The organism is Ruficoccus sp. ZRK36 (assembly GCF_019603315.1).
Taxonomy (GTDB): Bacteria; Verrucomicrobiota; Verrucomicrobiia; order Opitutales; family Cerasicoccaceae; genus Ruficoccus.
On the sequence record NZ_CP080649.1, the window covers coordinates 2,935,610 to 2,948,410 of the forward strand.

Here is a 12,801-nt window from a genome sequence, read left to right on the forward strand (position 1 = left end):
TGCCGACAGCCTACGCTTGCGCAGGAGCGGTTTATCCAAAAAACTCCCCGCATGGACGCCTCCCTGCGCGACGAACTCAAAGCCTTTATGACCGAGCTGGCGATGGCCAGCGGCGAACTCATCATGCGCTACTGGCGCGACGAGGATAACCTGCACGTCGAGCGCAAGGCCGACTCCACCCCGGTGACCGAGGCCGACCGCGGCGCGGAGAAACTCATGCGCGCGATGATCGCCGAGCGCTACCCCACCCACGGGATCATTGCAGAGGAGTTTGGCAACGAGCGCGAGGACGCGGAATTTGTCTGGGTCCTGGACCCGATCGACGGCACCAAGAGCTTCATCAGCCACGTCCCGCTTTTCGGCACCCTGATTGCGCTCATGCACAAGGGCCAGCCCCTGCTCGGCTGCATTCATCAGCCCGTGCTGGGTGAGCTGCTCATCGGCGATGGCGAAACCTGCACCCTCAACGGCCAGCGCGCACAGGTTCGCCCGTGCGCGGAGCTTTCGCAGGCGGTTTTAACCACGACTGATCCCGCGCTCTTTGCCCAGGGGCAGCACCATGTCGCCGGGCTGGACAAGCTGGCCGGCGAAGTCTGGCTCACGCGGGCCTGGGGCGACTGCTACGGCTACCTGCTCGTGGCCACAGGCCGCGCAGATGCGATGCTCGATCCTGTACTGGAGACCTGGGACCTGATGGCGCTGATCCCGATCATACGCGGGGCCGGAGGCGTGATCACCGACTGGTACGGAGAAGATCCTGTCACCGGGCGCTCAGCCGAGGGCGCAGCCGGAGCCTCTGCGAACAGCTGCTCAGCGATTGCCGCCGGGGTGGACGTTCACCGGGCCACGCTGGGCGTGCTCTTGGGATAATCCCGGCGCGGCACGCGCCCCACGACTGGACGGTTAAAGGCCAGTACCCCTTCCTCCAGATAGCCCCCAAAGGCCATTGTAGGCATGACAGCGGCGGCTTTTCCAAGGATCGTGCCTGGCTGGAGCACGGCATTGCAACCGGCCTCCGAGGCATCGCCCATCAGCGCCCCGAGCTTACGCATGCCGGTATCGACACGGCCGTCCGGTGTATTCACGATCACGCCGCCCTGGTCGAGGCGGAGATTTGCGCAGATGACACCGGCACCGAGGTGAGCCTTATTACCGAGGACAGAGTCACCCACATAGTTAAAATGCGGAGCCTGCACGTTTTCCAGCAGCAGGGCATTTTTCAGCTCGGTGGAGTTCCCCACGACAGAGCCTGCGCCCACGATGACCTTGCCGCGAATGTACGCGCCGGGGCGGATCTCCACCTCCGGCCCGATCCAGCAGGGGCCTTCGATCACGGCGTAGGCGGGCAGCTTGACGGTGCGGTGGATAAAGACCTGGCCGGATATGCTGACCCCGGCGGGGATGTCCGTGTGGGCATCGGCCGCGCCGTCGAAGTCAAACCCCTTGAGGGCTTCGGCGATGTTGGTCACCCACTCCCAGGGGGCGGCATCCGGGCTGAAATGTGCCCCAAAAGGCAGGCTGGCGGGAAAATCGAAGAGGTCGCTGGCTTTCATGGTTCCTGCGGGCAACCTAAAGCCTGTCCGCCCGACGACAAGACATTAACAGATGTCGGTTGCTCGGTTAGCAGTTACCCGTTGTTCAGTTATCGAACAACAAGTAACCGTTTACCGGGTAACCGAATTGTCACCTGTGCGCTTGTTAAAGAAAGTTGCCAGCCGGTCCACTTTATGCTTATAGTTTTACTCCGTAAGTGGAAGGGCTTGCTACTAACCTCAAAATTCCCGACCTGTGGCAGCAGGAGGCGGTGAATTTTCTTCGGGACGGTAAGGATGTCGTCGTCCATGCGCCGACGGGTGCCGGCAAGACCTACATCTTTGAGCTGCTGATGAAAAGCGGCTTCAAGCGTCAGGCCATCTACACCGTGCCTACGCGCGCGCTCGCCAATGACAAGCTCTATGAGTGGCGCCGTCAGGGCTGGAACGTTGGCATCTCCACCGGTGATGTCTCGGAAAAGACCGATGCCCCCGTGGTGGTGGCGACGCTGGAGACCCAGAAGGGCCGCTTTCTCAAGGGCGAGGGTCCGGGCCTGCTCGTCATCGACGAGTACCAGATGCTCGGCGACCCCAGCCGCGGTGTGAACTACGAGCTGGCCGTCGCCTCAGCCCCACCGGGCACACAGCTGCTTCTGCTCAGCGGCAGCGTCGGCAATCCGCAGAAAGTCGTCTCTTGGCTGAAGCGCATCGGCCGCGACGCTGAGATGGTCTACCGGCACGACCGCCCTGTCCCCCAAGACGAGATCATGCTGGAGGGGCTCTCGGGCCGCCTCCCCGGCAACATCCGGGGCTTCTGGCCACGCTTTATCGCACGGGCGCTGGCGGCAGACTTTGGGCCGATTCTGGTCTTTGCTCCGCGCCGTCACGCCGCCGAGGATCTCGCCCGGCAGCTCTCTGCCGCCCTGCCCCTGCCCGAGTGGCTGGAGCTCACCCCCGAGCAGCGCCAACTGGCCGGAGACCCGCTGGCCAAGCTTTTAAAAAACCGCATCGCCTTTCACCACAGTGGCTTGAGCTACCAGCAGCGGGCCGGGCTGATCGAGCCGTTGGCCAAAAAAGGACAGCTGCGCGTCATCGTAGCAACGACCGGGCTGGCCGCAGGGATCAACTTCTGCATGAAGTCCGTCCTCGTCACCGACCGCGAATACCAGGCCGGCAGCCGCAGCCAGCTGGTGCGTGCGGACGAGCTTTTGCAGATGTTTGGACGGGCGGGACGCCGCGGGCTCGACGAAAAGGGCTACGTGCTGGTAGCCCCCGGTAAGCCTCGCCTCAACGAAGCCCGCCCCCTCCAACTGCGGCGCTCCCCCCACATGGACTGGGGCAGTTTTCTCACCACCATGCACGGCGCCCGCAAGCACGGGGAGTCCCCTGTCAGTGCGGCGGATAAACTCGCCGAGCGGCTCTTCAGTGAGCGTCCAGTCGAGCTGGGGCTACGTCAGCTCAATGTCTCGCGTGCACGCCATAGTCTGCGCCAGCAGGCCGAGGCCGAGAGCGCCGCCAACCCTGCCCGCCCGAAGATCAAGGAGATGCTGAACTCCGAGGGCCAGTGGGAGCGCCAGCGTCCGCGCTGCAGGGCGAAGCTGGGCGAAACCTTTATTTATGGCAAAGGCCACTGGCGCAACGCCCTGCGCCTGCCCGAGTCACTGGCCCGCATTCAGATCGGCAATCTCTGCCAGCTCCACGGCGACGAGGGCAAGGTCTACGGGCGGCAGGTCGCCCTGGCGATGCTGCCCCAGAAGGCCAATTCCGGCTCCGTCACGCTGGTAAAATGGATGTACCAGCAGGTGCGTGCCCACTACCAGAAAAGCGACCCGGAGGCACCCGTCCCCGGACGCCGCTGGACGCTGGAGCACTTCGAGCGGGATTTGATCCCGCTGCTGCCGTACTTCACGCAGGGCGGAAAGGTGCGCGATCTGGTCGAGAATAACGGCCTCATCAGCGCACGCCTTGACTACTCCGGGGCGCAGGTGTTCGCCCGAGTCGACTCCCATGGCCGCGCCTTGATCAACCCGCCTTTCCGGGTCGTCGAGCCGCCCCCCTTCCCCACCTTTGCCGAGCTGGCCGGTCCACCCGTCCACGAGAAGCAGCACCGCTCCAGCCCGGCCGAGTGCTGGCATCAGCTCGGTCTTATTGACGAGCACAAGTGCCCCACCCGCCGCGGGGTCATTTTCAGCTTTTTCAACCACGGAGAAGGCCTGGCCATCGCCGCCGCGCTGGAGGACGAGAGCTACGCAATCGAAGACCTCCTCTACGACTTGGCGAACCTGCGCGCGGGGCATCGCTTCGAGGAGTACGAGGACGCCAGCTCACGCCTCGGTAATGTCTGCCGCCTGCGCTACCACGGGCTCACCTGCCCCGGCTATCTGGAGCAGGGCGTGCCCCCCGAGTACGGTAATGGCGCGGCCGAAGTTTTAGCGAAGATCCGCACCACTCCCGGTGCGCGGGCCGAACTGGTCTCGGATAACCTCCGCCATGGCGACATCGAGCGCGCCCTGCTGGAGTGGCGCAGCATCCTTAATCACGTTTGCTTCGCTCCTGACTACGCGTGGGACCGCTGGAAGGAGCTAAAGGAGTTGGCACGGGTCTTTGTGGCCAGCCACTTTGCCGTCACTCAGGTGGCGGAACTCCCCGAGCTCACCCCCGCCCAGCGTGAGCGCTTCAACTGCCGCCTGCGCTGGTAGCGGGTGGCACCCGCTGGCATTGATGGGGCCTTTGCCGGCCGCCAAAAACGACCCTAGCGCCAGCAGTCGCGGCGGTGGAACATGAGTGGGAAGGTGTCCAACCTGGTCAGGATCCAGAGCCACGCGGCAACAAGCAGCGGGGATAAATTGATGCCCATGATGCGGTAGTCCGTCATCATTTTCTGCCCATTGACCAGCGACCAGGTGGCGTAGGACTGGTCCAGGTGCGGAGGCAGACAAAAGTCAACCCAGGCACCGCTCGGATCGAAGCCCAGAATCGGGATCGCCGTAAGCAGCCATAGCGCAAGCGCGAGCAGGCCGGGACGATACTTGAACAGTATCCAGAGCAGCCCGACCAGCCCCAGCAAGGCATGGGCGGGGCGCGTCACGGTAGCGACCCCTAAGACCTGCCAATCGACGCGAATGAGCTCGAAAACAACGCAGAAGACGATGCCTGCTAGGGTCAGCCAGCCGGGAATGGCCTGCCAGCGGAACCGCCGGACGGGCTGAAGCCGTGAGCCCCAGTTCGAGTGTCCGTACGGCCCGTTCCAATCCCTGTCATCCATCGTGTTTTGGTATGAAAAGACCCCCTCCGATAAGCAAGCGGGAACTGCTTCGGGGGGCCGCTTTTTTACCCCGCACTACTGTGGAAGCGTGATCCAGCCTGATGGTAAAAACAAGCGGGGCGCGGTCACCGAAGTGTCCACGCCCCACTCTTAATTATCTACCTGTGAAAAAGGTACTTATTCAGCGGCAGTCAGAGCTGCCCAGTCAACATCGTGCATGTCGCCACTCTTGAGGAACTGCTGATGCATGCCGTAGGCCAGCCCGAAGGTCTGGGGCGTGTAGCCGCTCTGGGCGTGCGTGCAGTAGTCCTGGAGGATTCCCTTGTAGGAGGGATGGACACACTTATCGATGATCTCCTCGGCGCGCAGCTTCGGGTTCTTGCAGCGCAGGTTGGCGTAGCCCTGCTCAGTGATGACCGCCTGCACAGAGTGCTCGGAGTGGTCGATGTGCGAGCACTGCGGGACGATGGCGCTGATCTTGCCACCCTTGGCCACGGACGGGCAGGTGAAGATCGAGAGGTACGCACTGCGGGTAAAGTCACCCGAGCCGCCGATCCCGTTCATCATGCTCTTACCGAGGATGTGGGTGCTATTGATGTTACCAAAGATGTCCACCTCGATCGCGGTGTTGATCGAGACGATACCGATGCGGCGGGCGACCTCCGGATGGTTGGAAATTTCCTGCGGGCGCAGAACCATGCGCTTACGGAACTCATCCAGGTTGTCGTAGATGAGCTGGAGCTTTTCATTACTGACGCTCAGTGAGGTGCCGCTGACGAAGTTGATCTTGCCCTCCAGCATCATGTCCACGACGGAGTCCTGAACGACTTCGCTGTACATGTCGAAAGCCGGAATGTCCGGGTGCTCACCCAGTGCGCTCAGCACGGCGTTGGCGACATTACCCACGCCGGACTGAATCGGCAGGAAGGTCTTCGGGATGCGGCCCTCATGCATTTCCTTGGCCAGGAACTCGGCTACGTTTTCGCCGATCTTCTTGGTGGTAGGATCGAGGTCCTTAAAGGGACGGGCTTCGTCCGGGATATTGGTACGGACGATACCGACGATCTTCTTCGGGTCCACCTTGACGGCTTCGGAGCCGATGCGGTCGCTGACCGAGTAGATCGGGATCTCGCGGCGAGCAGGCGGGTCGAGCGGCTCGTAGATGTCGTGGATACCGCGCAGGGCAGCCGGGTGAGCGCTGTTGAGCTCGATCAGGATCTTGTCGGCGTAGCGGCAGTAGGTCGGCGAAACACCCACCGAGGTGGTCAGGATGATCTCACCGTCGGCAGTCACATCACAGGCCTCGACGATAGCCCAGTCGACCTTACCGAGGAAGCCGTAGCGCACGTACTGCGGTACGACCGACAAGTGCATGTCGAAGTAATTCGTCTCGTTCTTGTTAATGAGCGCGCGCAGGTCCGAGTCGGACTGATACGGCGTGCGCCAGGAGACAGCGTTAGCCTTGGCCAGCTCGCCATCGAGCGAGGCACCCGTCGAGGCACCCGTGAGCACACCTATCTGGAAGGGGCGACCGGCTTCATGCTCGGTGCGGGCCTTGGCGGCGATAGCGCGGGGGATGGCCTTGGCGGCGCCGGCGGGGGTGAATCCGCTGAAGCCGATGGTCTGGTTATGGTTTACCATCGCTGCTGCTTCTTCCGCGCTAAGCACGGGAAACGGCAGGCTGGACTTGGATTTATCGAGGGTTGCCTCCATGTCGGTCGATTATTAAAACTATTCAGAAAGCTTTACTGCATCAGCAAAAATAATGCAACAAGCATCTGTTATTTTCGGAAAATTCTTTCTCAGAAACGCAGCATTAGCCAAGCAAATAGGACGCCAACTCCGTCGCTAAATGAGGCTGCGACCGCACTTAACAGCCGCAGCGCCCTCAGCTATTAGAAACTGATGGCGTTTAGTTAACACGTTCAGTTCGAGCGGCCTTGACTCGCCTCCTCCAGCTCCGTAACATAAAGTTTTAGCCAAGGAATAGATAAAGTTTACATGAAGGTCATTTCGAGAAAGAAGCCCCACTACCCGATCAGTCGGGACTTCCGCTCGTACCTGCGTCAGTACAACCGGGAGTGCGAGCTGCCCGTCGAGTACAAGGACCTCATGCAGTTCCGCCAGGGCGTACCCCTTACGGATCGCAACGGCAAGGATACCCTCTGGGAAACCGTTTTCTACGAGCCGCTGGATTTCCGCCGGATCAATGAAGGGCTGATCCGCATCTACGCCATCCTCAAGGCCGCCGGTAACACGGGCGTGATGGAGCACCTCGTCATCGACCGCATCGACTTTTGCATCTTCGGGAACTCGTGCCCCTTCCGCATCCGCATCGTCAACCAGTACAATGACAACGCGGACTACTTTTACGTCAAAAAGGCTGACGCCTCCCGCATCTACGGGCTGGAGCTGGAGGAGCTGCTCTCCCCCAACTCGATCAACTTCCTCGTCCACAATGAGACCCTGATCGAGCAGCACATCATCGGCATCCCCGGCGACATTTTTATCGACGACTACTTCAAGCGCCCCTCGCTGAACAAGGTCCGCGTCGCCAAGGAATTCATCCGCTTCAACGAGCGCTGCTTCGTCCGCCTGCTCGGGGATATGCGCGCGTACAACTATGTCGTGCGTGTCACGCCGGACTTCGAGGATGAGCAGTATCGCGTACGCCCGATCGACTTTGACCAGCAGAGCTACGAAGGGCGGCGCACGATTTACCAGCCCCAGTTCTTTAAGGACAACCTCGCCGTGGTCGAGCTGTGCACCGGCCTGCTCAACTACGAGACCATGGTCCAGTACCAGAACGAGGAGCGCGCCCTCATCGCCCGGCGTGCCAACACCGCCCCCTACCGCCTGAACAACCTCAAGGTCTGCATGAGCGAGGACCACCTCTCCGAAGAGGAGAAAATCCACCAACTGCGAAAGGAGCTGGCCGATTATCACGGCAACAAGGACTTTTTACGCTGCGAAACCATGGGCGAAGTCGTATTTACAAACATTGAATATTGCTTGTCGTCCGCGGAGCAAATGGGTATTAGTCCATAACCGCTCCAGGCATAAAATAATAATTTACCCTGTACCCCTCAAGTTGAACACGTCTGCTTATGCCAGTTACCGACATCGACACGATCCTGATTAGGCGCTACCCCAACCGCCGCTTCTACGATACCTCACGAAGCGGCCACGTCACCCTCGAAGAAATCCGCGACATGGTAGCCGAAGGCTATACCATCCAGGTCGAGGACTCCAAGACCGGGGAAGACATCACCACCAAGGTCCTGCTCCAGGTCATTATGGAATTCGAGTCCTCCAAGCTCGATATCCTGCCCCGACAGCTCCTCTGTGAAATGATCCGCATCCACGACCGCTTGGCCAGTGAGATGCTCGGCCAGTACTTCTCCACCACCTTCAGCTCATTCGAGGAGTTGCGTGAACGCTCGGGCGCCATCCAGCGCACCCCGGCCACACGTACCCCCGCGCGAGTGACGGCGACGGCCAGCGCTACCGCAGTTGCCGGCTCCCTCGCCCGTCAGCACTAGGATCGTACCTTTATCATACCGACATCTTCGCGACGGAACGGCACGGAGATCGGGATGCGCTGCACCGCGCGTACAGCAAGGCCTACACGAGGCCGTTTTGAATTAGCGACTGACGCCTGCTAGAGACTCTGCGGCTTCAGCTCGTCGGCGACAAAGGCATTGGTCCATGCGTCGAAGTCGCGATCAAAGTCGATGTCCAGCTCCAGACGCTCACGCAGACGCGTAGCGCCACCGGCCACGAGGGCCTCATCCAGACGCCGCGCGCAGCCGCAGAAGTCGTCGTAGGAGGTGTCCCCCAGCCCGACCAGCATATACTCGACACCTGAGACCTCAGCCTCCTGGGCATAGAGTGACTCGCAGAAGTCCACCGCGTCGTCCGGCGGCTCGCCATCGCCCCAGGTTGAGAATATCAGGATCGCGCGGCGTACTTCCTTGAAGCGCTCCAGCGGCCATTCTTCGGCGGCTGTCAGCGTGGAGTCGATGCCTTCTTTTGCACAGCGTTCGTGCAGGCGTTGGGCGAGGTCTTCGGAGTTGCCGGTCATGGTGCCGAAGATGATGTGGTACGTCAGGTCAGATGCTTCCATAGGTCGGGATTGAGAGAATGAGAGAGCGGGATGGTCCGGGATGAGAAATGGGCTTCAACCGCCCCGCTCTGCTCCATGGGCCGAACGCCGGAGACTCACAACATGACCAGGCGTCCGACCCTAGAGAAGCGGGAGGATGCACTCACAAAAATCCCTACCTTAAACTCCGTCAACATGAAAATGAGACTCATGCTCAAATTTAAATTTAAAAGCCTCTCTCATTGAAGTTGATGCATCCAAACCACTGAGATCCAAGCCAACCCATTCCCTACCCGATCAAGGCTCTACCGGAACGAGTTTATACTGTTTAACGGTTTTTTCACCCTCATTGCGCGTAAGTATCTTGATCCATAAGTCATCAGGGTTCAGCGACTCATCCTCAAATCTAATGATCATCCCATCTCGCTTTTCATTTATAATGAGAATCTGCTCCAAAAGAGTGCCGTCAAGATAAGCAGTAACCTGGGATCCATCATCATCTGCAGCAACCATCACGGACGACTCACTTGGCTCATCTGGATCGACAAACACGCTCGAATAGACGCCTGAGGTCGCATGAATCTCCTTCATCTCGCCAGGGTGTACAACGATCTCTGAGCACTCGCAGCCCAGGAGTAAACACACTGGCAAACTCAAGAGCGTGCCTCTCAAAAATCTATATTTCATCAGCATAGCCCTCCCCTCCTAGCGGACTTCGATACCTACCGCACAAAGGTCTCGATCCACTCACCTGCGCGGGCGCAGCAGCTTTTCATAAAGTCCGGGCTCGGTGGCGCAGTCTCCCGCAGTTGCGGTGAGAGCGCATTCTTCGGGTCGAAAGCCTGCAGGTAATAGGCCTGCCCGCCGACCAGCTCGCGAGCGATTTCACCGATGTCCTCCGCCGTATGGATGGCGGGCACGACCGTGGTGCGAAACTCCACCGGGATACCGCTGTGCTTAAGGATGGCGATGGATTCGCGCATCAGCCGCGTCGGCACGATACGCCCGGCGGCTTCGTCATAGCGGTCGAGCGGCGCCTTCACATCGAGCGCGATGCAGTCCACGAGGTTTTCCCGCAAGAGCTTGCGGATCACCCCCGGACGCGTGCCATTGGTGTCGAGTTTTACCAGGAACCCCAACGACTTGATCGTGGCCAAAAACTCCGGCAGATCGACGTGTTGCGTCGGCTCACCACCGGTCACCGTCACAGCCCCGACCTTGCCCTTACGGCGCAGGAGCAGGTCCCAGCACTCGATCTCGTCAACCGCGTTGCGGCAGCGCGCACTGATCAGGTCGCCATTGTGGCAATAGGGGCAACACAGGTTGCAGCCCTGGGTGAAAATCGTGCAGCAGGTCTGACCGGGGAAGTCGACCAGAGAGCAGCGCTGAAGACCGGCGAGTAGCATGTCTAGGGTAATGGAATATTAAACAACGAGAAGGGTAAGAAAAACCGGGCCGATACGCTCGGATGACAGGCTCACGCCTGCGTTATAAAGTATCACTAAAAGCACAGACATTGTCCACCCTAAAGCATAGGACATAGTCCTGCGCTTGATTGACTGGTACATCACTGAATCGGTAACGACATAATTTACGGGGCAGCGAACGCAGTGAGCGATGGGGCGGAGCCCCATCAACGCCAGCAGAGGCACTCTGCACCTACTCCACGGGCAGAAAAACCTGCTCGGTGCGCTCGGGGCGCGGGCGCTTGCTGCCGTTGGTGTCGATGCGTAGCGTCTTGCGGCGCGTGAACTCCGACTGCTTGCCGTCGTTCCACTGGGAAACGGGGCGCAGGTAGCCCACGATGCGCGAGTAGATCTCCGTCAGCTCGCCGCAGTGCGGGCAGTTGTGGTGTTCGCCGGAGAGATAGCCGTGCACCGGGCAGACCGAAAAGGTCGGGGTGAGCGAGAAGTACGGGATGGTGTAGTTCTCGGCCACGCGGCGCACGAAGTCGCGCACCGTGCGCAGGTCGCTCACGCGCTCCCCGAGAAACAGATGGATCACGGTGCCGCCGGTGTACTTGGCCTGCGTCTCCTCCTGCAAGTCGAGCACCTCAAAGGGGTCGTCCGTGTAGCTGACCGGGAGCTGCGTGCTGTTCGAGTAGTACGGCTGGGCGCCGCGCTCGACCTCCTGCGGATTGGCGACGACTGCCTCCGGGAACTGCGCGCGGTCCTTCAGGGCCAGACGCATGGAGGTGCCCTCTGCCGGAGAGGCTTCCAGGTTGTAGTTGTTGCCGGTCTTCTGCTGGTACTCGACCAGACGCTCGCGCATGTAGTCGAGCACTTCGGCGGCGAAGGCCCGCCCGTCGTCCGAGCCGATGTCCTTGCCGAAAAGATTGATGCAGGCCTCGTTCATACCGTTGAGGCCGATCGTGCTGAAGTGGTTTTTCCAATACACCCCGAAGCGCTCCTTCATGTCGCGCAGGTAGTGCTTGGTGTACGGGTAAAGGCCCGCGCTGGTCAGCTCCTCCAGCAGCTTGCGCTTGATCTCCAGTGAGTCGCGCGCCAGGTCCATCAGCTTGCCGAGGCGGCGCAGGAAGTCCTTCTTCGACTTTGATACGATGCCCAGGCGCGGCATATTGATCGTGACCACGCCGACGCTGCCCGTCAGCGGGTGCGCCCCAAAGAGCCCCCCACCCCGCTTCTCCAGCTGGGTGTTGTCAATGCGCAGGCGGCAGCACATCGAGCGGGCGTCGTCGGGGCTCATGTCCGAGTTGATGAAGTTCGAGAAGTACGGGATCCCGTACTTGCCGGTCATTTCCCAGAGCCCGTCGAGGTTTGGATTCTCCCAGTCGAAGTCCCGCGTCAGGTTGATCGTGGGGATCGGAAAAGTGAAGATGCGGCCGTTGGCGTCGCCTGCGCTCATCACGTCGAAGAAGGCGCGGTTGAACAGGTCGATCTCCTCCTGGAAGTCCCCGTACTTCTCCTCCATGAACTCGCCGCCGCGCACCACCGGCTGGTCCCGGTAGTGGGACGGGCACGTCAGGTCGAGCGTGATGTTTGTAAACGGCGACTGGAAGCCAACGCGCGTGGGCACGTTTACATTAAAGATAAACTCCTGCACGATCTGGCGCACCTCGCCGTAGCCGAGACCGTCGTAGCGGATAAAGGGCGCCAACAGCGTGTCGAAGTTACTAAAGGCCTGCGCCCCAGCAGCCTCGCCCTGCAGCGTATAGAAGAAGTTGACCACCTGGCCAAGAGCGCTGCGCAGGTGCCGGGCCGGCGACGACGCGACCTTACCGGGGACGCCCCGGAAGCCCTCCACCAGCAGCTGATAGAGGTCCCAGCCGACGCAGTACACGCTGATCAGGTTGGTATCGTGAATGTGGAAGTCGCCCGACTCGTGGGCATGCTCGATCTGTGGCGAGTACACCTCCTTCATCCAGAAGGTCTTGCTCACCCCGGAGGAGATGTAGTTGTTCAACCCCTGCAGGGAAAAGGCCATGTTGGAGTTTTCGCGCACCTCCCAGTCCAGCTTCTTCAGGTACTGGTTCACGATCTCCGTGCGGGCACTGTTATGAATCTCGCGGCGCTTGGCCTGCTGGTCGCGATAGATGATAAAGGCCTTTGCCGTCTGGCGGAAGGGCGAGCGCAGCAGCACATCCTCGCACACGTCCTGAACCGTCTCCACCGAGGGGCAGTCCGTCTCGACCGCCTGCTGGCACTGCTCGACCACCTGAAAGGCCAGCCCGAGCGCCTGCTCGTCGCCATACTCGCCGGTCGCCTCCCCGGCCTTGGCGATGGCCCGGTGGATGCGCCCCATATCAAAGGCTACCGTGCGCCCGTCACGCTTACGGACGCGCTTGATGATGGGAGTGTGCGCGCTCAGGTACGCGCGGATAGAGCCGTGCTCGTCAGAGTGTTCCAGCGGCAGTTCGCCGTTTAATGCCTTAACCATAG

At 60.7% G+C, this 12,801-nt stretch carries 11 protein-coding genes; 4 read left to right on the plus strand and 7 right to left on the minus strand.

What is annotated here, in order from left to right; genetic code table 11:
• Positions 1-51 precede the first annotated feature (51 nt).
• Entirely contained in the window at positions 52-870 is an 819-nt protein-coding gene (gene hisN, locus K0V07_RS12905) for a histidinol-phosphatase (RefSeq protein WP_220621802.1), read from the plus strand.
• On the opposite strand, the gene K0V07_RS12910 is transcribed toward hisN, so the two are convergent.
• Positions 837-1,553, minus strand: a complete 717-nt coding sequence (locus K0V07_RS12910) for a UDP-N-acetylglucosamine diphosphorylase (protein WP_220621803.1) — start codon at positions 1,551-1,553, stop codon at positions 837-839. The genes hisN and K0V07_RS12910 overlap by 34 nt on opposite strands.
• Before the next feature lie 197 nt (positions 1,554-1,750).
• Between K0V07_RS12910 and K0V07_RS12915 the strand changes: the two genes are divergently transcribed.
• Positions 1,751-4,231 (plus strand): DEAD/DEAH box helicase, encoded by a 2,481-nt coding sequence (locus K0V07_RS12915; protein WP_220621804.1) that lies wholly within the window; start codon positions 1,751-1,753, stop codon positions 4,229-4,231.
• 53 nt (positions 4,232-4,284) lie between these two features.
• Here the strand turns inward: K0V07_RS12915 and K0V07_RS12920 are convergent, their stop codons facing one another.
• Together K0V07_RS12920 and K0V07_RS12925 are read right to left on the minus strand one after the other, a co-directional pair.
• Positions 4,285-4,797 (minus strand): hypothetical protein, encoded by a 513-nt coding sequence (locus tag K0V07_RS12920; protein ID WP_220621805.1) that lies wholly within the window; start codon positions 4,795-4,797, stop codon positions 4,285-4,287.
• Between the two features lie 177 nt (positions 4,798-4,974).
• Positions 4,975-6,510 carry a succinate CoA transferase gene (locus tag K0V07_RS12925; RefSeq protein ID WP_255567981.1) on the minus strand — a complete coding sequence of 512 codons (1,536 nt, stop codon included), beginning with the start codon at positions 6,508-6,510 and terminating at the stop codon, positions 4,975-4,977.
• Positions 6,511-6,798: 288 nt separating this feature from the next.
• On the opposite strand from K0V07_RS12925, the gene K0V07_RS12930 reads away from it, so the two are divergent.
• Both K0V07_RS12930 and K0V07_RS12935 read left to right on the plus strand, forming a co-directional pair.
• Positions 6,799-7,845, plus strand: a complete 1,047-nt coding sequence (locus tag K0V07_RS12930) for a hypothetical protein (protein WP_220621806.1) — start codon at positions 6,799-6,801, stop codon at positions 7,843-7,845.
• A 59-nt stretch (positions 7,846-7,904) separates the two neighbouring features.
• Positions 7,905-8,339 (plus strand): polyhydroxyalkanoate synthesis regulator DNA-binding domain-containing protein, encoded by a 435-nt coding sequence (locus K0V07_RS12935; protein ID WP_220621807.1) that lies wholly within the window; start codon positions 7,905-7,907, stop codon positions 8,337-8,339.
• Positions 8,340-8,458: 119 nt separating this feature from the next.
• Here the strand turns inward: K0V07_RS12935 and K0V07_RS12940 are convergent, their stop codons facing one another.
• The 4 genes from K0V07_RS12940 to K0V07_RS12955 form a co-directional block, all read right to left on the minus strand.
• The gene (locus K0V07_RS12940) at positions 8,459-8,923 is read right to left on the minus strand and encodes a flavodoxin domain-containing protein (RefSeq protein ID WP_220621808.1); all 465 of its coding nucleotides are present in this window, start codon (positions 8,921-8,923) and stop codon (positions 8,459-8,461) included.
• 276 nt (positions 8,924-9,199) lie between these two features.
• On the minus strand, positions 9,200-9,493 hold the full coding sequence (locus tag K0V07_RS12945) for a hypothetical protein (RefSeq protein ID WP_220621809.1): 294 nt from the start codon (positions 9,491-9,493) through the stop codon (positions 9,200-9,202).
• A 131-nt stretch (positions 9,494-9,624) separates the two neighbouring features.
• Complete coding sequence (locus K0V07_RS12950; RefSeq protein WP_220621810.1) at positions 9,625-10,308, minus strand: anaerobic ribonucleoside-triphosphate reductase activating protein; 684 nt, start codon at positions 10,306-10,308, stop codon at positions 9,625-9,627.
• A gap of 253 nt (positions 10,309-10,561) precedes the next feature.
• On the minus strand, positions 10,562-12,664 hold the full coding sequence (locus K0V07_RS12955; protein ID WP_345778177.1) for a ribonucleoside triphosphate reductase: 2,103 nt from the start codon (positions 12,662-12,664) through the stop codon (positions 10,562-10,564).
• Between the last annotated feature and the right edge of the window lie 137 nt (positions 12,665-12,801).